Raw genomic sequence first — 20980 nt, forward strand, 5'->3', positions numbered from 1 at the left:
TCTGGTGAACTTGCTTAGTTATTAGCTAATAAAGTCGCCATTCAGTGAGTCAATTCGAAATCATTAAATACCTTAAATTTTCAGCTTGGGTCTGATCAACCCACGCCTTCGTTGCTACACTCGTTGTTAAACCAACATTGTTGTCTCGACCAAATACCACTTAACTTTTACTGGTTAAGTAAAAGTTCGATTAAATTTTTACCCTGCTAATTAGCATGTTATCGCCCTTGGGAGTTATATATGAGTTTGTTTTTAGAATACCTTGAAGAAATTGAAAGTCGTAAAAAGGATTTGGGTCTTGCGCCAAAACCTATTGATAGTGCAGATTTATTAGCCGAAATTATCGAACAAATTAAAGATAAGTCTCATCAACATCGCCAAGAGTCTTTGCATTTCTTTATTTATAATACCTTGCCTGGTACGACAGGTGCGGCGGGCAAAAAAGCGCAATTCTTAAAAGACATTATCTTAGGCAACGAAAGCCTTGATGAAATTTCAGCAGATTTTGCTTTTGAATTGTTATCACACATGAAAGGTGGCCCTTCAATTGAAGTGTTATTGGACATTGCATTAGGTGACGATTCAGCCTTAGCTAAGCAAGCTGCAGACGTATTAAAAACTCAAGTTTTCTTATACGACGCTGATACGGCTCGTTTAGAATCTGCTTATAAAGCCGGTAATGCTGTTGCTAAAGAACTATTAGAAAGCTACACCCAAGCTGAATTCTTCACTAAATTACCTGATGTGCCAGAAAAAATCGAAGTAGTAACTTATATCGCTGGTGAAGGTGATATTTCTACTGATTTATTATCACCTGGTCATCAAGCTCACTCTCGTGCAGACCGTGAACTGCATGGTAAGTGCATGATTTCAGAAGATGCGCAAAGTGAAATTCAAGCCTTGCAAGCTAAACACCCTAACGCCAAAGTCATGCTTATTGCTGAAAAAGGTACTATGGGCGTAGGTTCTTCACGTATGTCTGGCGTGAATAACGTCGCACTTTGGGCCGGTAAACAAGCTAGTCCTTATGTACCTTTTATAAATATTGCCCCAGTAGTAGCAGGGACAAATGGTATTTCTCCAATCTTTTTAACTACAGTAGATGTGACAGGTGGTATTGGTCTAGATCTGAAAAACTGGGTTAAGAAAGTGGACGCTGATGGCAATACTGTTGTCGATCAAAATGGCGACGCTGTGTTAGAAGAAGCATACTCTGTTGCAACTGGCACTATTTTAACTATCGACACTAAAGCTAAAAAACTATTTAACGGCGATAAAGAGTTAGTCGATATTTCTTCAGCCTTTACTCCGCAAAAATTAGAATTCATGAAAGCCGGTGGTTCTTATGCCGTAGTCTTTGGTAAAAAGTTACAAACTTTTGCCGCAGAAGCTTTAGGTGTTGAGATCCCTGCTGTTTTTGCTCCTTCAAAAGAAACCTCAATCGAAGGTCAAGGCTTAACCGCAGTTGAAAAAATCTTTAACCGTAATGCTGTAGGTGTCACGTCTGAAAACGCTTTACATGCGGGCTCTGACGTTCGTGTAAGAGTGAACATAGTAGGCTCACAAGACACCACTGGCCCTATGACATGCCAAGAGCTTGAAGCGATGGCGGCTTCAACCATTTCGCCTTTGGTTGACGGTGCCTACCAATCTGGTTGTCACACTGCTTCGGTTTGGGATAGCAAAGCCAAAGCGAATATTCCTAAACTTATGAGCTTTATGAATGCCTTTGGCTTGATCACAGCGCGTGATCCTAAAGGTCAATATCCAGCTATGACAGACGTTATTCACAAAGTATTAAACGATATTACTGTGGATGATCGTGCAATTATTATTGGTGGTGATTCTCACACGCGTATGTCTAAAGGGGTCGCATTTGGTGCAGACTCGGGCACAGTCGCCTTGGCTTTAGCCACAGGTGAAGCGGCCATGCCTATTCCTGAGTCGGTCAAAGTAACTTTCAAAGGCAAAATGAAAGGTTATATGGACTTCCGTGATGTGGTACACGCAACTCAAGCGCAAATGCTTAAACAATTTGGTGGCGAAAACGTTTTCCAAGGGCGTGTGATTGAAGTGCATATTGGTACCTTATTAGCCGATCAGGCCTTTACTTTTACCGACTGGACTGCAGAAATGAAGGCCAAAGCTTCTATCTGTATTTCTGAAGATGAAACCTTAATTGGTTCATTAGAAATTGCCAAAAGCCGTATTCAAATCATGATCGACAAAGGCATGGATAACCAAGCCAAAACGCTTCAAGGATTAATTGAAATTGCCAACAAGCGTATTGAAGGAATTAAATCAGGTAAGACACCTGCCTTAACCCCAGATAACACTGCTAAGTACTATGCAGAAGTGGTAGTTGATTTAGATCAAATTAACGAGCCTATGATTGCCGATCCTGATGTGAATAACGAAGACGTATCTAAGCGTTATACCCATGACGTGATCCGCCCTGTGTCTTATTACAAAGATAAGCCAGTTGACTTAGGTTTTGTGGGTTCATGTATGGTGCACAAAGGTGATATGCAAATTATCGCGCAAATGTTCCGTAACATCGAAAAGCAAAATGGCAAAATTGAATTTAAAGCGCCTTTAGTGGTAGCGCCGCCTACATACAACATAGTAGATGAGCTAAAAGCTGAAGGTGACTGGGAGATCTTGAAAAAGTATTCTGGTTTTGAATTTGACGATGCTTCACCTAAAAATGCAGCACGTACTAAGTACGAAAACATCATGTACTTAGAACGCCCAGGTTGTAACTTATGTATGGGTAACCAAGAAAAAGCTGAACCAGGCGACACTGTTATCGCTACGTCTACACGTTTATTCCAAGGTCGAGTGGTTGCAGACTCAGCTGAGAAAAAAGGTGAATCATTGTTAGGCTCAACTCCCTTAGTTGTGCTGTCAACTATGTTAGGACGTTTCCCCACAATGGACGAGTACACAGCAGCAGTAGAGGGAATTAATCTAACAGATTTTGCGCCTCCTACTCATACCTTAACTTCAGCTCCTGCGGCTGCAGTGAGAATTGCTGACCCTAGCTAAAGGGTATAGTCAAACCTAAAGGTAAAACAGGCCAAACGGCTTGTTTTACCTTTTTTTTTAATTTATTTCTGCGTTTTAGTTATTGCTCGCCTTTGTTAAGAAATACAAATTTTAGCCTTCAGCTAGCTTCTCTAGTTTGTCTGTAGATAAATTCAAGTCACTGAGTTCATTCCACTTTTTATTAATTACCCTTATAATTGTACGGTTACTTTCCTACACTCCGTTAAATCGTATTTTATGGAGTCAACTAAGAGGACCAAAAAGTGTTAGAAGCCTATCGTAAACATGTACAAGAGCGCGAAGCAGAGGGTATACCTCCTAAGCCACTTAATGCAGAGCAAGTTGCCGAATTAGTTGAGTTATTAAAGTCACCGCCAGCCGGTGAAGAAACATTTTTACTTGAGTTATTATCTGAGCGAGTTCCTCCAGGTGTGGATGAAGCGGCCTATGTTAAAGCGGGATTTTTAACCGCTATAGTGGAAGGCGAAACCAGCTCGCCATTAATTAGTAAAGATGCTGCTATCCAGCTCTTAGGTAATATGCACGGTGGTTACAATATAGTGACTTTAGTGGCAGCACTAGACAATGAAGAATTGGCCGAGCTTGCTGCAGAAGAGCTAAAGCATACCTTGTTAATGTTTGATGCCTTTCATGATGTTGAAGAAAAAGCCAAAGCTGGCAACGCATACGCTAAAGAGGTAATTGAATCTTGGGCCGAAGCCGAATGGTTTACCTCGCGTCCTGATTTACCGGAAAAAATTACTGCCACTGTTTTTAAAGTAACAGGCGAAACCAATACTGATGATCTGTCGCCTGCACCAGATGCATGGTCGCGTCCAGATATTCCTTTACATGCACGTGCCGCATTTAAAATGACCCGCGAAGGGCTAGAGCCAGAAAAGCATGGTGAAGTGGGGCCATTAAAACAAATTGAAGAAATGAAAGCTAAAGGCCATCCGGTTGCTTTTGTGGGTGATGTAGTAGGGACAGGTTCGTCGCGAAAGTCTGCAACTAACTCAGTGTTGTGGTTCTTTGGTGAAGACTTACCTGGTGTACCTAACAAGCGTGGTGGTGGGATCTGTATAGGCGGCAAAGTAGCGCCGATATTTTTTAACACTATGGAAGATGCCGGTGCTTTGGTCTTTGAAGCAGATGTAGACAAAATGAATATGGGCGATGTGATCGACATTTACCCGCTTGAGGGTAAAATCACTCATGCAGAAACAGGCGAGCTATTAGCCGAATATCGATATAAGTCAGAAGTGTTGCTTGACGAAGTGCGAGCCGGCGGACGTATTAACCTGATTATTGGTCGTGGTTTAACCGAAAAAGCTCGAGAGTCTTTAGGTTTAGGCCCTACTGACTTATTCCGCAAACCCGAGCAACCTAAAGACACTGGCAAAGGTTATACCTTAGCGCAGAAAATGGTGGGGCGTGCTTGTGGTGTAGAAGGGATCCGTCCTGGTACTTATTGTGAGCCCAAAATGACCACAGTTGGCTCGCAAGATACCACAGGCCCAATGACCCGCGACGAACTTAAAGATTTAGCCTGTTTAGGTTTTACTGCCGATTTAACTATGCAGTCTTTTTGTCACACAGCGGCTTACCCTAAGCCAATTGATATTGAAACTCAGCATACCTTGCCAGATTTTATTATGAACCGTGGTGGCGTGTCGTTACGAGCGGGCGATGGTATTATTCATTCATGGTTAAACCGTATGTTATTGCCAGATACAGTTGGGACAGGCGGCGACTCGCATACTCGTTTCCCCTTAGGGATTTCTTTTCCGGCGGGCTCTGGTTTAGTGGCCTTTGCTGCTGCTACAGGTGTGATGCCACTAGATATGCCTGAGTCTGTCTTAGTGCGTTTTAAAGGTAAAATGCAGCCTGGCATCACGCTACGTGACTTAGTGCATGCCATTCCTCTTTACGCCATTAAACAAGGCTTATTAACAGTAGCGAAAAAAGGCAAAATCAATGCATTTTCGGGTCGGGTATTAGAAATAGAAGGATTGGACGACCTTACCGTAGAGCAAGCCTTTGAATTGTCTGATGCTTCAGCTGAACGCTCTGCAGCAGGCTGTACCATTAAGCTGTCTGAAGCTTCTATTGCTGAATACTTAAGATCTAACATCACTATGTTACGTTGGATGATAAACGAGGGATATGGTGATGCCCGTACCTTAGAGCGTCGTGCCCGTAAGATGCAAGAATGGTTAGATAACCCTGAGCTAATGCGCGCTGATGCCGATGCTGAATATGCCGAAACCATAGAAATTGATCTTAACGAAATTAAAGAGCCAATTTTATGCTGCCCGAATGATCCTGATGATGCTAAAACCTTGTCAGAGGTGGCCGGCGATAAAATTGACGAAGTCTTTATTGGCTCTTGTATGACCAATATTGGCCATTTCCGTGCCGCTGGTAAGTTACTAGAACAATTTGAAGGAAGACTACCCACACGTTTGTGGATGTCGCCTCCAACTAAAATGGATCAGGCCCAGCTAACCGAAGAAGGCTATTACAATATTTATGCAAAGGCCGGTGTACGTACCGAAATGTCGGGATGTTCATTGTGCATGGGTAACCAAGCTAGGGTTGAGCCAAATGCGACCGTCTTGTCTACCTCAACCCGTAATTTCCCTAACCGTTTAGGTGATGGAGCCAATGTGTACTTATGTTCGGCTGAGCTAGCGGCGGTAGGGGCGATTATGGGTAAAATACCTTCAACAGAAGAATACATGTCTTACGCCAGTAAGATTGAGTCTATGTCTTCCGAAGTGTTTAGATACCTTAATTTCGACCGTATGGATGCCTTTAAACAGGCTGAGCAAGCAGCGCAGGCGAATATTATTCCAGCGTTGAATATTAGCTAAAAACCACGTAAAAATATAAGCCGGCATAGCGTAAGTTATGCCGGCTTTTTTATTTATAGGATTTTTACAAGGAATAACAGATGGGTAAAAATGTCACTGTTGTGGTTTTGGTAGCGGTGGTGTTGGCGAGTTGTACTAAAAATGGGGTCAGGCAAGTATTAGCTAATGCCATTGGCAACTCTGTTGATACACAAGTAGAGTTTTCGCGCCTAAAATGCAATCAATTACAACAACAATGTACTTTTGGTGAATACCAAGAATGGCAAACCAGTGATAAACAAATGGGATGCTCGTGCAAAAAGTTGTAAGCTAAGTTTTATTATTTAATTAAGAATTAAACTTATGTTTCAAGCTAAATATTCTGCCTTTGTGTTTGTGCTTTTATTGGTTGTTTGGCAGCCTTTGTTAAATGCTCAAGATGTGGCTTTTGGGCAAGTAGAGATAAAAATCAATGAGCAAACCTATTCCTTAGAATATGCCCATACCTTTGAACAAAGAGCCTTAGGCTTAATGCACCGCGAAAGTCTGTGTGACGATTGTGGCATGTTATTTAAGTTTGAATACCAAAGGCTTGCTGGCATGTGGATGAAAAACACCTTAATTCCATTGGATGTGGCCTTTATTAGTAAAAACGGCACAATCACTGATATCAAAACCATGCAACCTCACGATCTCAATACCACTAGCGCTTCTAAACCTGTGCTTTATGCATGGGAAATGAACAGAGGCTGGTTTGAAAAACAAGGGATAAAAGTGGGTGATAGCATAAGCCTACCCAAAGCAAGTGAATAGCCTGCTTTAGGCCAAATTTTATTGGCTTTAACCTTCTCGCATAACCTATTCCAAAAAATGTAGTTTTTAAGCGTAGGTTTTGCTTTTTAAAACAGTAAAAAAGCTGTTATTTTTGCAGCATTAACAGCCTAAACCCGAGCATAACTTAGTGAATAATTCAGTCCCTAACAAAATTAATGTGGCGAAATTTGGTGGCACCAGTGTGGCCGACTTTGCGGCCATGAAAAACTGCGCGCAAATTGTTATCAATAACCCCAATACCAAAGTGGTAGTTGTCAGTGCCTCTGCTGGTGTGACTAACTTGTTAGTGGATATTGCTCATACGGCTATGGCAAAAGAGCAAATCAAACAAAAACTAGCAGAAGTCGAAAACATTCAACAGGCGATTTTAAACAAGCTTGATAAAGCGGATGAGGTGCAGCCTAAACTGGCGCTGTTGCTAGCATCTTTAACTGATCTTGCCTTGCATGAAGAGCTTAACCACAGCCACGACTTAAAAGATGCCTTGTTGTCTCACGGCGAAAGAATGTCGTCGTTATTATTTACTGCGGTATTAAATCAATCTGGTTTAGTGGCAGATAATTTTGATGTACGCAATGTGCTAAAAACCGATAGTGAATTTGGTAAAGCCGCCCCTAATTTAGAGCAGATTAGTCAATGTGCTAAAAAGCTAATGTTGCCTGAGTTAACCGACACTGTATTAGTCACCCAAGGATTTGTTGGTGCCGATCAATTTGGCAATACCACCACTTTAGGACGTGGTGGTTCAGACTTTACTGCTGCTTTGTTAGCCGAAGCATTAGATGCCCAAACCTGCGAGATTTGGACAGATGTAATAGGGGTTTACACTACAGATCCACGCATTACCTCTGCTGCTCGCCCCTTGCCCGAGTTAAGCTTTGAAGAAGCCGCTGAAATGGCCACCTTTGGTGCTAAAGTTTTACACCCTGCCACTATGGAGCCTGCTCTTAGGCAAGATATTAAGGTGTTTGTGGGATCTAGCCGCGAGCCTGAAAAAGGCGGCACTTGGATTGTGAGAGATTGCCAAACAGAGCCATCTTATCGCGCTATTACACGCCGTAAAGAGCAAGTAATGGTGACGGTAAAAACCCCTAAAATGATGTATGCCCAAGGCTTTTTGCAGAAAGTCTTTACTATTATTGCTGAGCATAAGTTGAGTGTTGATCTTATTACCACCTCAGAAATTGCGGTGTCTTTTACCCTAGATAACCCCGCTAACTCAGTGCTTGAGCGTTTAAACTTTGAAACCATTGAAGAGCTAAGCCAATTCTGTGATGTATTAGTTGAAGAAAACTACGACTTAATTACTGTTGTTGGTAATAACATGCATAGCGCTGCAGGAGTGTCTAGTAAGATATTTGCGGCCGTGGCTAACTTTAATCTACGTATGATTTGTTATGGTGCCAACCCGCATAATTTATCTATGTTGGTAAGTAACCAAGACAGTTCTGATGTAGTTTGTGCCTTACACAAAGAATTGTTTGAATAATTAAGTCTTAACAGTGATTAACTTAGCGTGCTTGCTTAGCCAAGCACGCGTTAAGTCACTGGCATTTGATACAACACCACTTCGTCCGTAAATAATGGATCTTGATGCAGGTAGGTTTTTACATAACTCATGCCTAGCTTTTGCATAACTTTTATAGATGCATGATTTTGTTGAACCGCAATCGCACTAAAATGAGTATTGTGGTTCACTTTACTGACCTGGTTTTTTACGTGCTCGGCGGCTTCTGTTGCATAGCCTTGTCCCCATGAGTCGCGCACAAAACGCCAACCGAGTTCTAGATCTTTGGGGTTAGCTATGCCGGTAAAAAATCCCATAGGCCTTACTAACACCCAGCCTATGGCTTGTTGGTTTTCCAGTAAGCTGACTTTCCATACACCCCAACCTAATTCTGCCTGAGTAAACTTGGCAATGCGTGGTATAAACACCTTTTCGATATGCTCTGCTGTACTTTTTTTTCCGCCGTTAATAAAGCGCATAACCTCTGGATCGTTATCAACCTGCATTAAAAAGTCAGGCTCAGGTTGAGTGATTAACTGATAGCTTAAACGGCAAGAATTTTGAATTTTCATAGGTATTTATTCACTCAAATATTGGCTTAGATTAACTATTGGCAACCTTAGTTTTGATGCTGGTTTTGAAGCCACTTTTTGTATTCTGCCAAAGGCGCTAATCCTAATTGTGCTCTTAATTGGTCTACTGATGCTTGATCTTCTATTGGTAAAAACACTACTTGGCCATTTAACCAGTCGGCTTGAGTGCCAAATACTTGGGCCTTACCTTGTTTAAGATACACATTGTCTGTGAGTTCAGCTACATCCTGGCCACTTAACCCCTCTTGGTCGAGATAAGACTGAATGATTAAAGGCAACATAGTTTGCTGAAAGCTTAAGTTTGAAGCGTGATTAACCAAGGTAAAGGCAGCTATCACACCAGTTGTGCCAACAAGTTTTTGGGTGGGCCAACCGTGAAGTTCGATTATAGAATTTAAGGTTTGAGTATGGGTTTTATCAATTTGGCGCGCAATTAAGCTTAACGCTTCTGGGGCTTTTTTATCTTGGTACTGCGCCAGTTTTTGCTGAATCTCTTGGCTTTGTTCAGCCATTTTAATTAGTTGCTGTGACAAGCTTGGATTGTCTTGGGCAAAAATAGCAGTAGAACTAATGAATAAACTAAAAATCAATAAATAACGCATAGAGTAGATCGCTTTATCTGAATTGAGCTGAATACTAACAAAAGTCAGGCACTCATAGAGCAGAGTCTATGAGTGCCAAAGGTTTATTTAGTTTGTTCTGAGCTGGTTTTTTTGTCTTGTTTTTTAGCTGGATCGTATTTAGCAAACCAACCCATAATGTTGTCGGTTTTGCTGATCAATCGGCTAGGGCGAGAAGCAATATAATGAGGTGCACTGGGTACCCGGATCAGGGCAGTATCAACTTCTAGCATTTTTAATGCAGTGTAATATTGTTCGGCTTCCCAAGCTGGGGTGCGATAGTCTTCTTCACCTACCATCAATAGGGTAGGGGTAGTGACTTTATCAACATAGCTAATAGGTGAGCGTTTAAGGAAAACCTCAGGATTAGTCCAAGGATCGGCGCGCACCCAATGACGGCGTACCATTTGGCCAATATCTGCAGCCAGCGCCATGGTCATCCAATTAATTACAGGTTTGATAGACGCGGCTGCAGCAAAGCGTTGGGTTTTAGTGGTGATCCAAGCTGTTAATATGCCACCACCCGAGCCACCAGTAACAAATAGACGTTCTGGATCGGCATATTTACGTTTAACCACCTCGTCAACTACCGACATTAAGTCATCGTAATCATAACCTGGGTAAGCTAAATCTATGGCCAGAGCAAAGTCTTCGCCATAGCCTGTAGAGCCACGAGGATTAGCCCAAACTGTGACATAACCTTCTGCCGCATAGCGTTGAATTTCACTGGCAAAATAAGGGCCGTACATAGCATAAGGACCACCATGAATTTCAATGATCATAGGAAAGCTGCCATCTGCTTTAAAATCAGGTGGAAAGGCTACCCAAGCCTCAATTTCTAGGCCATCGTGAGATGATTTAACTTTGATTTCTTCAACTTTAGCTAAGTCTAAATAAGGCAGAACATCGTCATTTAGGTTAGTTAAAACCTTTTGGTGTCTACCTTTTATATCAACTACAGCCACTTCAGCAGGGCGCTCGCTAAAACCCGCAGTAAATGCAATCATAGGCTTTTTGCCAGCACTGACAGAAAAACTTCCAGCAGCATAAGGACGACCTATAGATGTGCCACCAATATTGGTCACTAATTTAGTCACTTTGCCTTTTAAACTAATGTTATACAGGCTTAACACTCCATGATCTTGCGACAGAACCAACAGACTTTTACCATCTGGCGCCCACAAAGTTTGACCTATAGTGCCGGCAAAGTCCTCAGCTAAAGGTCTACTATTGCTGCCATCAGCGTCCATTAAGTACAAATCATTTTGTTGATAAGACAGGGTTTTATCGTCGTAGCCATTATAAGCAATGGTTTTACCGTCTGGAGAAACAACAGGTGAACGATCTGGGCCGTTTCTTGTGGTTAAGGCCGTAATAGCTAAGCTAGATAAATCAAGACGATAAATTTCACTTTCAACAGGATCTAAATCGCGATCGGCAGCTAAGTTACCGGTTAACAACAAGCTATTGTTGTTAAGCCACACGGGGTTAGACATGCCAGACTCTTCGAAGGTTACTTGCCTTGGAGTTCCGCCATTTACAGGTAAGGTAAATACTTGGTTTGCCCCTTCTTTTAAATAACCTGCACCGTCGAATCTAAAAGTGAAATCGTCTATTACGTTAAAAGGGTCGTTCCATTCAGCGCCTTTAGGCTTTTTAACCGGCTTAGCAAAAGCGGGTTTTTCTGACTCAACAAACATATTAAAAGCAATATGTTTGCCATTAGGCGACCAAGTTACATTAGAAGCACCAGAATCTAACTGAGCTAATGAAAAGCTTGCGCCAGAATCTAAAAATACGCGTCTAATTTCAGGTTTTCCAGCATGGTAGCTAGTAAAAATGAGACTTTTTCCGTCTGGTGACCAACGAGGAGAAGACGCACTCATATCGGCAATTAGTGGGCGATTGCTGCCAGATTTAAGATCTAGGATCCATAACTTGCCGACGTTTTTATCTGTCATCTTATCCATGCTTTGACGCAAATAAACAATGCTTTTTCCATCAGGTGATATTTGCGGATCATTTGCATATTCAATGTCAAATACACGTTCGGCAGTGAAGCGTTTTGATTGTGCTGGTTTGTCTTCGGCGGCTACACTAGCAACGCTCACCAAAGTTGAGGTGGCGACTGCCCAAAACACACTGGCTTTAGCTAAGCCTTTTACAGCAGTTACTGGGTTAAATTTACCCCAAGTCGCCCGCTGATTAAGAGCCAATAGCTGCATAATCTTCTCCTTAAATAGACTGTAAAAAATCTTGTAATGATTAAGATGGATACCTTAATTTAAGCCCAGCATACACCTGATCACTATAATCAGCTAACGCGATATCTAAGCTGTCGAGTACCTCAACTAAATGTTCGTTATCTTCACGATCTTGCCAAATTTTTATGTAAGTGCCTTCTTTATACCCGTGATCTTGGCGGAAAAAATTCAAAACATTTTTGCCTACATATTGACGATACAATTCGTCAGACGTCATTTCGGCTTGCTCAACTATTTGTAAAAATAATGGCACATCAAAACGCTTAGCCGCGCATAACCCCGCCATTAATTCTAAGTTATCTAAAATGTGCTGTTGGCTGAATGGATAATTCTTACCATCAAAGGTGACTGACTTACGCCCAGACGCTAATTCTTCAGCAATAGTTTGAGCTGATTTCTCAATATCACCATTAAAACCAATAATGATATCTGACAAAGCAAAGTGCCAAATATCTACCAACTCCATTTGCAATTGAGCTAGGTCTTTTTGTTGAGCTTTCCACCACTTCCAACCGTGATGCTCTATCCCCTCAACCGACTCAATCATGGCCGCGCGCAAATAGGCGTACCCTGCGTTTAACCAATCTGGGTTGACCTTTTTATTCATGCCGTCTTGCAGCGATAACATAGTGGCGAGTTGGGTGGCGTTAAGCATAGTTGTTGTGATCCTATTAGAAAATTTGCGGCTAATACTACAAAAAAGTGACTAGCATTTATACCATGAGACATGACTAAAATAACCTAAAGGCGTTTGAGTTTTTACTCAGTTTGATGCAAAGCTTAGAATTAAGATTGAGTAATTAGAAAATAAAAAAATGCGTACACATTATTTAGCATGTGAAGGGCAATGCACAGCAACACATTCTTGGTGATTAGCCTAACAGAGCCAAAAAATAATGCTAATGTAAAGATTACACCTAATTCTGCTACGCTGTATTGAACATGTATTATTGTAAAAATAAAAGAAGTACTAAATAAAACTACATATTTGTTCACCTTTTTATCTAATAACAATGAAAAAAAGGCTCCCCTGAAAATTAACTCTTCAATTATTGGCGCAATAGTACAGACCGCTAAAATACCAAGCGCCAAATTTGTGCTTGATTGATTTATACCGTTAAGAAAGTCAGATTTTGGAAGATTGAAGTAGTTAAAAATAATCCAATAGCCAAGTGTAATTACCAGCCAAGTCAAAAGACACATCAATATTTTAATTTTTGAAACTGGCTCAAGGCAAATCATATTAGGACTAATTTTGATTAGTCTATACATAATGATTGCGGTAATAACGGCCGCAATTAAGCTATGGAAAAGCCAAACTCTAAGATTGATTTTTTCCGTTACGCTACTATCAATATCAAAAATGAATTGAGTAACCATTACGCCCAATATGTTCGGTACTAAGAATAAAATTAGCAGCCAGCCAATGATTTTGGTATAGCTCAATGGAGTACTGTTAATTTCGGGTGCTGTTGTTGTGTTAGTTTGCATGGTAAAAGTATGTCCTAATTTCCATTTAGATTAATAAAGCATCCAGCTTATTAACTTTTATTTTTAGCTAGCAGTTTGTGTCAAACTGGAGGTTAAATTATTAAGTTTGCCTTTATTTAGCAAATACAGCTGTTCAGCCATATCAATAGTTTCTTGTCTGTGGGCAATCATTATGCGAGTGATTGGAAGATGCTGAATTTGTTCGCTTATTTTTGCTTCGTTAGTTTTGTCTAAATGGCTGGTGGCCTCGTCCATAAATAACACACAGGGTGATTGATACAGTGCTCTGGCTAATAACAAACGCTGAATTTGCCCCCCAGAAAAATTAGCGCCCATATCCCCAACTAATGAGTTATATCCCATAGTCATCTGGCTAATATCTTCATGAATTGCTGCAATATGAGCACATTGCTCTATTTTTAGATGATTTGGCTGAGGGTCAAAAAAGCTAATGTTATCGGCTATCGAACCCGCTAAAAGGGTATCGTCTTGCATCACAGCAGCTATGTGTTTGCGGTAATTTTTGAGGCCTAAGTGGGTAATGTCTTTACCATCTAATAACACTTTGCCAGAGGTGGGCTGCAATAACCCCAGCATAATTTTCATTAGCGTGGTTTTTCCCGCTCCTGACGGACCAGTGATTGCAACTGAATCACCAGCGTTCACCTGTATATTAACCCTGTCTAAAATTAGTGTTTGGTCATTGTTGTAACTAAAACAGATGTCTCGCAACTCAAGCTTACCTTTTGGCGCATAAGTAAAGTCCGCATTGCCATCGCGATTAGCTTCTTGTTTAGTTAATGCAATATCGGCAATTCGGTCAAGGTGCAGCCGCATCATTTTGAATTGAATAATTTGTTCAATTAAGTTGGCAAAGCGGCTAGTAAGTTGACCTTTATAAGCAATAAAAGCTAACACCATACCCACTGTTAAACTATTTGCCATCACCATAATGGCGGCAAAATAAATGACTAAAATGTTCTCTAAGCCAAAGAGCAGGTTTTTGAATGCATTGAAGCTAATATTTAACCGCCCTAAACGTATACCACTATTAATGACTTCAGCAAATTGGTTTTGCCAAATGCCTTGGCGTTGCGGCTCGTTGCCAAAAAGTTTGATGGTTTGTATTCCTCGAATGTTTTCTAAAAAATTCGATTGTTCTTTGGCGGAGTTTTGAATCATTTCTTCGGTGGCTTGATGTAAGGGGCGGTATAGAGCTAAGCGAACTAAGGTATATAAAGCTATGGCAGTCAGTACCACAGCAGTTAGTTTAATTGAATATAACAACATCATGATAAGTACAGTGATGGCCATTACCCCATCAACTAATGTCTCAACAAAGCCTGTGGTAATACGTTCTCGTATTTGAGCAAGTGAGCCAAAGCGCGAGACTATGTCACCTATATGCCGTGATTCAAAATAATTCATGGGTAAGCGTAATAAATGCCTAAGTAGGTTTACTCCCATTTGCATATTTAGCAAACTAGACAAACGTAAAATTAGCCAACTACGCACAGAGTTGGTGATAACCGAAATCACTGCTATTAAGGCAAAGCCTAACGCCAAAACAGTTAAAAGTGGTTTATCAAAACTAATAAGTACTTCATCTACCACCCATTGCATGTAATAGGGTGCCATTAAGGCAAACAGTTGTAATACCAAGGACAAACCAAAAAGTTTAACCAGACCCGACTTTAACCCCTTTATTGCACTGAACAACTGGGTGAACTTCATCTGGGCTTGTTCTTGTTTGACTTCAAACTTACTAGTAGGGGAAAGCTCTAAACAAATACCGGTAAAGTGTTTGCTGAATACTTTATTAGTTAAATTCAGCTTACCTTTTGCCGGATCATTGATTAAATATTTTGCAGATTTTCCCCTCCCTGAAACCTTTGTAAGTACAACAAAATGATTCATATCCCAATGAAGTATGCATGGAGTTTGAACTTTACGCACTTCATCAAGTGAGCAACTTACAGCTCGGCTTGCTAAACCAATAGAATCAGACAACTCAGTTAAATTTTGCAGATTAATTCCTTTTAATCTAGAGGTAAAACGCTTTCTTATAGCAGGCAAATCAATTTTATGACCGTGGAAACTGGCTATCATAGCTAATGATGCTAAACCACATTCTGCCAATTCAGTCTGCAAAATTAGAGGTGGGCTTCTCAAAGACCTAAATTGAATTTTATTTTCAATTTTCATATTGAAAATGCATTCTTCAAAAGAATAAGCATGCTTTTTATCTTATTCCTTTTCATTTGTCGAAAAAATACTAAATAGCTCTTTTAAACAGTCATTAATAAATAAATAATTTAATGAAAGTGTTAAAACTACAAGTAAAAAAGGAATTAAATTAAATATTGAATGCTCAAATATAGATAGAAATAGCAAAAAAATGACCACAAAGCACCCTATTAGAGAATGAAACGTAAAGCTCTGTTTGATTTTTTTTAATAACCTTTGTTCTGTTACAAAATCTATTTTGTTCATTTATTAAATCCCCATATATTATTGTTAATAGTTTGGGGAAAATAAGAACTTGCTTCCCCAAACTTAACTTATAGCATTTGATTACTCTCGAAATTACTATGCGTTTTTGGCGTCTTTACATTCTTCGGAACCAACAAAAGCGCCGAAAGCTCCTATTATAGCTCCAACAAAAGAGCCAACAGGGCCGCCTAAGGCTCCTCCGATTGCACCAACACCACCCATCTCAACCATTTCGTTTAAACAATTTTGTCCACTCTCTGCATTTGGAGTAGTCCACGGGCTATCTTTTTCTTCCACACCACCGTCTTCACCACCACCATTTACTTGTTTAAACTCATTTACGTTTAATTCACGCATAATGTTATACTCCTTGTATCCAACCTTCTTTGTCTAAAGAGTGGTTGGGTTGTTGATTGCCAACTTATATAAGCTGGCGATTAATAAGGCCGGCTTTAGTTGTTCTTGCTAAGTGTGACTAAGGTCGGCCGCTTTATTTTCTAAAAAGATGATGGGTAATTCGTGCACCGCCTTAGTAGAAAAATTCGTTATTTTTTGTTTTATATCCGTTAGCTCACTCGCCCTTTTAAACTGTAGATTGGCTGCAATAACCACTCAATTAAGCTGCGTCGCTCTAACATAATATCTGCCTCGAATAACATGCCACTTTTTAGGTTAAAGCTTTTACCAAAGGCCAGCATTTGTTGTTGATTGAGTTTGGCGCGCAAGCGGTAAACTGGCTCTTGCAATGCAATAGGTAACTGTATTTCGTTTGGGCTAATAAGTGCCTGATCGATACGTATAATTTCACTCTCTATAAACCCAAACCTTTGGTAGGGGAAAGCGTCAAAGCGTAAACGAGTGATATTACCTATTTGCACAAAGCCCGCAGAGCGAGTGGGTAACAATAATTCGGCAATTAGCTCAGAGCCTTCGGGTAATATATGCAGTAGTGGTTTTGTTGAATTGAGAGTTTCACCTTCAACCACTTGAATACCTGTAACTAAGCCGCTGTTACTGGCAGTAATAGTGTATTTGTGATTGCTGTTAACCTGAGCTAGTTGGCGTTGTAAATCTGCTTGTTGGCGTTTTAAGTTGTTAATACGCAAGGTATATTGCTGCGGAATATTAGTGTGATTAAAGGCTATTTGATTCAGATCGTTTTCGAGTTGTAACAGTAACCGAGCAATATTTTGTTTTTCTTGCTTTGCCTCTAACAGGGCTTGTTGTTGCTGATCTTTTTCTAGGCTGGTGACAAAACCTTGTTCATTCAGTTGGCCTAACTGTTGTTGTTGCATGTGTAAAATGTTGAGTTTGTCGTTGGCTAATTGGTATTGATTTTTTAATGCCCAACGCTGTTTTTTTAGTGCTTGTTGTTGCGTGTCTAAGTTAGCAATTTCTTGCTGTTTTAATTGTTGGTGTTGCTGTATTTCATCTTGTAGCAACTGATTTTGCTGTTGTAATTGTTCGATTAATTGGCTACTTAAATCTATACCTTGGAAATTGTGTTGCTTGATTACAATAGTGGCTAATGACTGGCCTTTTGCGACTTTGTCACCTTCTTTTACCCATAATTTCTCGATGATGCCGCCTTGGTTGGCAAAACTTTTTATCATGCCTTTGTCAGGCATTAAAAAGCCACGAACGGTTTCTTTTCGCGCATACTCAGCATTAAATAAAAATACAATAATAGAGATTGCCACACAGACTAAAACTATCACTGTTAGTTGAATTGATAGGGGTTGGGCTAAGCTAATTTCACCTGTAAGGCGCTCGCTTTGTTGTTTGATAGCTTCCTTTCTAAACAGCGACATTTCATATCCTTGAAATCATTGTTAAGCAAAACTTAGGTTAGCTAAAGTTAGCTGTCAAAAAGATTCTAAGGCCTAGCCATTGATCCGCTAGCGAGTTTTAGAATTAAAGTGCTAATTTTCATTAGGTTAAAGAATTGACCTAAGGCTAAGATTATTTGCCTTCAAAAAAATGATTTTTAGATCTAAATAGAATTTAAGATGGTTTTGTATGCTGTAACTTAAAGCTCTGAATAGCAGCAATACGCTGTTGGTTTAGTTGTTCTCTAATGTCTTTGCCTTTATAACCCTGCTCGACTATAGCTTTTACTGCTACCTGATTGGCAGCCAAATAAGCTTGCCAAATAAAATCTGAGTTAGGGTAGGAATTATCTTTATTGGATGCGGTTGATATGGCTTTACAGGCGAGTAAAAAATCGTTGAAGCGTTCAGGTTTGCGCCAAATGTCACAGTGGTCAAACAAAGATAAAATGGCCTGTGGAGTTAAGCTAACTGCTTGCGCTACTTTGTGTTGATATTGGCCAACCATAGTGGCTAATTCTCGGCAATCATTGGGCGTTTTTAGTCTTAGGCAAAGTTGCCGTATCTTATCTAGCCCAGTTTTTTGCTGTGTTTGTATGTCTGGAACTAAAGCATGCACTAAACAGGCAAATCGTATGGGAAGTTGGCTAGACAGAGATACAGCTTGTTTTAGTACTATGGCAGTGTGTGTATCCCAAACTTCATCAAGCTCTGCAAACCACACTTTTAAAGCGCCGCAAGTCTTTAATATTTCAAAATACACCTCAGGATTGTGTTCTAAAATACTGCGGGCGGTTTCTTGCCAAACACGTTCTGCACTAAGTGCACTTAGCTCGTCTTGCTCTACTAAAGTTTGCATTAACGCCATAGTTTCGGGGGCAATGCTAAACCCTAAATGGTGATATCTAGCAGCAAATCTTGCCACCCTAAGCACTCTTAGTGGGTCTTCTACAAAGGCATCAGATACGTGTCTAAGCACTTTGTTGGCTAGGTCTTTTTGGCCATGGTAAGGATCGATAATCTTGCCGTGTTCGTCCATGGCCATAGCATTTATAGTAAGGTCACGGCGTAGTAAGTCTTGCTCTAGGGTAATGTGTTGTGAAGCATCACACTCAAAACCATTATAGCCTTTAGCGGTTTTACGCTCGGTTCGGGCTAATGCATATTCTTCTTGGGTTTTAGGGTGTAAAAAAACCGGGAAATCAGCGCCAACCGACTGATACCCTTGTTCAAGCATATGTTTGGGGGTGGCGCCAACCACTACCCAATCGCGGTCTTTTACCGGTCGATTAAGTAATTTGTCGCGCACTGCGCCGCCTACTAAATAGTGTTTCATATCAGTATTATGCCTTACCTATTGGCAATGCAGAAGCACACAGTTTGCAAAACTTTGCAGCTAGTCTTTGACAACATAATGCTAACTGGTTAGTTTATCTTGGCTTTATTTTATTCCCTAGGAAACAAGTGGCCCACTTATGTATTTGAGTTATTTTGGATTGTCAGATAATCCTTTCTCTATCGCGCCTAACCCAGATTTTTTATATATGAGCCCTCGACACAAAGAGGCATTAGCGCAATTGGTGTTTGGCTTGCGAGAAAGTGGCGGCTTTGTGATGTTAACCGGTGAAGTGGGCACCGGTAAAACCACGGTTTCGCGTAAGCTATTGCAACAATTGCCCGACAATACTCAAGTGGCCATGATCTTAAATCCAACGCTTTCTGCATTGGAGTTGCTGGCTAGTATTTGTGACGAACTAGGCATTGCTACACCCAGCTCACAACCCAGTTTAAAAGTGTTAAGTGATCTTATTTTAGCTAAATTGGCCACTAATCATGAGTTTGGGGTTAATACTGTATTAATTGTCGACGAAGCCCAGCATTTAATGCCTGAAGTTTTAGAACAATTACGTTTGCTGACTAATTTAGAAACCAATCGTGAAAAACTATTAAAGGTAGTGTTGATAGGCCAACCAGAGTTACAGTTATTATTAAAACGAAACGAATTACGCCAACTAGCCCAGCGAATTACTGCGCGATATCATTTGTTACCGCTAACGGCCAAAGAAGTAAGCGCTTATGTGGGGCATAGACTAAGTGTGGTGAATGGCGATAGTCGGGTATTTTCTAACGCCAGTCTGCGCACTTTATTTAGTATTTCTGCAGGCATTCCCCGAGTGATCAACTTGTTAGCCGACCGCGCCTTAACCTTAACTTATTGTAAACAGATGGCGGTGGTACCAGAGCATATTTTGGTGGCTGCGGCAGAGCAAATATTAGGTGCGGATGTAGTGAAACAACGCTTAACTAAAGGTCGGCAGCTTAAGTTAGCGGCAGTCTTTACTCTATGTGTATTTTTAGGGTACGGTTTGGGGCAATTTTATGCATGAGTTGCTAAGCATAGATAATCTCAAACTAGGAATGGTGATAGTAAAAATCACCCAACAACAAGGGCCAGTATCTATTCAAAAATCGGGATTAGTCTCGAGTGTTGAGATGATCCAGGGCTTGCGCGAAATGGGAGTAACAGAAGTACAAATAGACCCACAACAAAGTGTCGAAATATCCTCTGCAACTAGCCTTAGTTCACCTACGCAAAGAATGTTAAATCAAAATATTCAGGTTAGTGCTAAGGCAAGTGAGTCAGGGGCCAATGCCGCTCAAGCTCATGTGTTTTTGCCTTCGGTACAAGACTTACCTTCGCCATACCTTTTTTATTTTCATCGCTATGTTAGTTATGTTGTTTTGGCAGTCTTAGGTTTGGGATTAGGTTGGGGGCTGACGCAATTATCTGCTGTTAAAAGTTCAGGCTTATTTGCTCAATACCAGAACAAAACCTTAGTAGATAAACCAACCAGCCAACAAACTCCCACTCAGCCAGAAAAAACACATGCGGTTGAGGTAGAAGTATCAGATTTAGAGTCTTCTCAAACGGCTGTTGAGTCTTTGCCTATAACAACAACTAACAATGACTCTGCCCAACCCATAAGTACGCTAACTCAGCAAAACGAGTTATCTGCTGTGGTGCAAAATGAAATAACTGAGGCGCAAGCATTAGAGGTGCTTGATGAAATCATACCCGAAACTGAAGCGAATATTTCGCCAGAGTTATTAGCGCGCTTTGAACAAGCTATAAACTCAATAGACACCGAGCCAAAAACCGAACCAACCGCTGCTCAGCAAGATAAAGATACACTTGAAACTAAGGTACCAAGAATAGATCAACTGCCAGCCTGGGTTATGACTAGGTTACCTAGCATGGCATTCTCGGCGCATATGTATGCCTCAGATGCGAGTGAAAGATGGGTAAGAGTCAATGGCACAAGAATGATAGAAGGTGACAAAATTGAAGGCAGTGTCGAAATTATTCGCATTGATCCCCAGCATGTTATTTTAAATTATGCTGGCCAATCATTTTCTATGGCGGCGCTTACCGATTGGTAATTAAA

General features: G+C 40.7%; 16 protein-coding genes. 7 read left to right on the forward strand and 9 right to left on the reverse strand.

All coding sequences use genetic code 11. The features are described 5' to 3' along the window. Positions 1-240 precede the first annotated feature (240 nt). The 5 genes from ACVCDT_RS04610 (at position 241) to lysC (ending at position 8226) form a co-directional block, all read left to right on the forward strand. Positions 241-3048 (forward strand): bifunctional aconitate hydratase 2/2-methylisocitrate dehydratase, encoded by a 2808-nt coding sequence (locus tag ACVCDT_RS04610; protein ID WP_447131575.1) that lies wholly within the window; start codon positions 241-243, stop codon positions 3046-3048. Positions 3049-3311: 263 nt separating this feature from the next. After that, a complete protein-coding gene (gene acnB, locus ACVCDT_RS04615; RefSeq protein WP_447131576.1) occupies positions 3312-5924 on the forward strand; it encodes a bifunctional aconitate hydratase 2/2-methylisocitrate dehydratase in 2613 nt (870 codons plus the stop codon). An 80-nt stretch (positions 5925-6004) separates the two neighbouring features. After that, the gene (locus ACVCDT_RS04620) at positions 6005-6232 is read left to right on the forward strand and encodes a hypothetical protein (RefSeq protein WP_447131577.1); all 228 of its coding nucleotides are present in this window, start codon (positions 6005-6007) and stop codon (positions 6230-6232) included. A 34-nt stretch (positions 6233-6266) separates the two neighbouring features. Beyond that, the gene (locus ACVCDT_RS04625) at positions 6267-6716 is read left to right on the forward strand and encodes a DUF192 domain-containing protein (protein WP_447131578.1); all 450 of its coding nucleotides are present in this window, start codon (positions 6267-6269) and stop codon (positions 6714-6716) included. Positions 6717-6936: 220 nt separating this feature from the next. Continuing rightward, the gene (lysC, locus tag ACVCDT_RS04630) at positions 6937-8226 is read left to right on the forward strand and encodes a lysine-sensitive aspartokinase 3 (protein WP_447131679.1); all 1290 of its coding nucleotides are present in this window, start codon (positions 6937-6939) and stop codon (positions 8224-8226) included. Positions 8227-8276: 50 nt separating this feature from the next. Here lysC and ACVCDT_RS04635 read toward each other — a convergent pair whose 3' ends face one another. The 9 genes from ACVCDT_RS04635 to ACVCDT_RS04675 all read right to left on the reverse strand — a co-directional run bounded on the left by ACVCDT_RS04635 (position 8277) and on the right by ACVCDT_RS04675 (position 18870). Then, entirely contained in the window at positions 8277-8816 is a 540-nt protein-coding gene (locus ACVCDT_RS04635; RefSeq protein ID WP_447131579.1) for a GNAT family N-acetyltransferase, read from the reverse strand. 47 nt (positions 8817-8863) lie between these two features. Next, entirely contained in the window at positions 8864-9439 is a 576-nt protein-coding gene (locus ACVCDT_RS04640) for a DUF6624 domain-containing protein (protein ID WP_447131580.1), read from the reverse strand. 83 nt (positions 9440-9522) lie between these two features. Next, positions 9523-11682: a S9 family peptidase gene (locus tag ACVCDT_RS04645; protein ID WP_447131581.1), complete on the reverse strand. Its 2160-nt coding sequence runs from the start codon at positions 11680-11682 to the stop codon at positions 9523-9525. A 40-nt stretch (positions 11683-11722) separates the two neighbouring features. After that, on the reverse strand, positions 11723-12376 hold the full coding sequence (locus ACVCDT_RS04650; protein WP_447131582.1) for a dUTP diphosphatase: 654 nt from the start codon (positions 12374-12376) through the stop codon (positions 11723-11725). Between the two features lie 131 nt (positions 12377-12507). Further along, entirely contained in the window at positions 12508-13212 is a 705-nt protein-coding gene (locus tag ACVCDT_RS04655) for a CPBP family intramembrane glutamic endopeptidase (protein ID WP_447131583.1), read from the reverse strand. Between the two features lie 63 nt (positions 13213-13275). Beyond that, positions 13276-15417 carry a peptidase domain-containing ABC transporter gene (locus ACVCDT_RS04660; RefSeq protein ID WP_447131584.1) on the reverse strand — a complete coding sequence of 714 codons (2142 nt, stop codon included), beginning with the start codon at positions 15415-15417 and terminating at the stop codon, positions 13276-13278. A 384-nt stretch (positions 15418-15801) separates the two neighbouring features. After that, a complete protein-coding gene (locus tag ACVCDT_RS04665; RefSeq protein WP_447131585.1) occupies positions 15802-16062 on the reverse strand; it encodes a hypothetical protein in 261 nt (86 codons plus the stop codon). 209 nt (positions 16063-16271) lie between these two features. After that, complete coding sequence (locus tag ACVCDT_RS04670; protein WP_447131586.1) at positions 16272-17516, reverse strand: beta-barrel domain-containing protein; 1245 nt, start codon at positions 17514-17516, stop codon at positions 16272-16274. A gap of 193 nt (positions 17517-17709) precedes the next feature. Beyond that, complete coding sequence (locus ACVCDT_RS04675; RefSeq protein ID WP_447131587.1) at positions 17710-18870, reverse strand: multifunctional CCA addition/repair protein; 1161 nt, start codon at positions 18868-18870, stop codon at positions 17710-17712. Between the two features lie 139 nt (positions 18871-19009). Here ACVCDT_RS04675 and ACVCDT_RS04680 point away from each other — a divergent pair, with 139 nt between their 5' ends. After that, a complete protein-coding gene (locus ACVCDT_RS04680) occupies positions 19010-19921 on the forward strand; it encodes an ExeA family protein (RefSeq protein ID WP_447131588.1) in 912 nt (303 codons plus the stop codon). Then, the gene (locus ACVCDT_RS04685; protein WP_447131589.1) at positions 19914-20975 is read left to right on the forward strand and encodes a general secretion pathway protein GspB; all 1062 of its coding nucleotides are present in this window, start codon (positions 19914-19916) and stop codon (positions 20973-20975) included. Before ACVCDT_RS04680 ends, ACVCDT_RS04685 begins: the two co-directional genes overlap by 8 nt. The last annotated feature ends 5 nt before the right edge of the window (positions 20976-20980 follow it).

It is taken from the genome of Paraglaciecola aestuariivivens, assembly GCF_052983255.1.

What these genes read in the sequence shown, in the direction of transcription:
- ACVCDT_RS04660 (WP_447131584.1), bottom strand. Translation starts at nt 15,417, where the DNA reads ATGAAAATTGAAAATAAAATTCAATTTAGGTCTTTGAGAAGCCCACCT.
- ACVCDT_RS04665 (WP_447131585.1), bottom strand. Translation starts at nt 16,062, where the DNA reads ATGCGTGAATTAAACGTAAATGAGTTTAAACAAGTAAATGGTGGTGGT.
- ACVCDT_RS04675 (WP_447131587.1), bottom strand. Translation starts at nt 18,870, where the DNA reads ATGAAACACTATTTAGTAGGCGGCGCAGTGCGCGACAAATTACTTAAT.
- ACVCDT_RS04635 (WP_447131579.1), bottom strand. Translation starts at nt 8,816, where the DNA reads ATGAAAATTCAAAATTCTTGCCGTTTAAGCTATCAGTTAATCACTCAA.
- ACVCDT_RS04655 (WP_447131583.1), bottom strand. Translation starts at nt 13,212, where the DNA reads ATGCAAACTAACACAACAACAGCACCCGAAATTAACAGTACTCCATTG.
- ACVCDT_RS04610 (WP_447131575.1), top strand. Translation starts at nt 241, where the DNA reads ATGAGTTTGTTTTTAGAATACCTTGAAGAAATTGAAAGTCGTAAAAAG.
- ACVCDT_RS04680 (WP_447131588.1), top strand. Translation starts at nt 19,010, where the DNA reads ATGTATTTGAGTTATTTTGGATTGTCAGATAATCCTTTCTCTATCGCG.
- ACVCDT_RS04685 (WP_447131589.1), top strand. Translation starts at nt 19,914, where the DNA reads ATGCATGAGTTGCTAAGCATAGATAATCTCAAACTAGGAATGGTGATA.
- ACVCDT_RS04670 (WP_447131586.1), bottom strand. Translation starts at nt 17,516, where the DNA reads ATGTCGCTGTTTAGAAAGGAAGCTATCAAACAACAAAGCGAGCGCCTT.
- ACVCDT_RS04625 (WP_447131578.1), top strand. Translation starts at nt 6,267, where the DNA reads ATGTTTCAAGCTAAATATTCTGCCTTTGTGTTTGTGCTTTTATTGGTT.
- ACVCDT_RS04645 (WP_447131581.1), bottom strand. Translation starts at nt 11,682, where the DNA reads ATGCAGCTATTGGCTCTTAATCAGCGGGCGACTTGGGGTAAATTTAAC.
- ACVCDT_RS04620 (WP_447131577.1), top strand. Translation starts at nt 6,005, where the DNA reads ATGGGTAAAAATGTCACTGTTGTGGTTTTGGTAGCGGTGGTGTTGGCG.
- ACVCDT_RS04640 (WP_447131580.1), bottom strand. Translation starts at nt 9,439, where the DNA reads ATGCGTTATTTATTGATTTTTAGTTTATTCATTAGTTCTACTGCTATT.
- ACVCDT_RS04650 (WP_447131582.1), bottom strand. Translation starts at nt 12,376, where the DNA reads ATGCTTAACGCCACCCAACTCGCCACTATGTTATCGCTGCAAGACGGC.
- lysC (WP_447131679.1), top strand. Translation starts at nt 6,937, where the DNA reads ATGAAAAACTGCGCGCAAATTGTTATCAATAACCCCAATACCAAAGTG.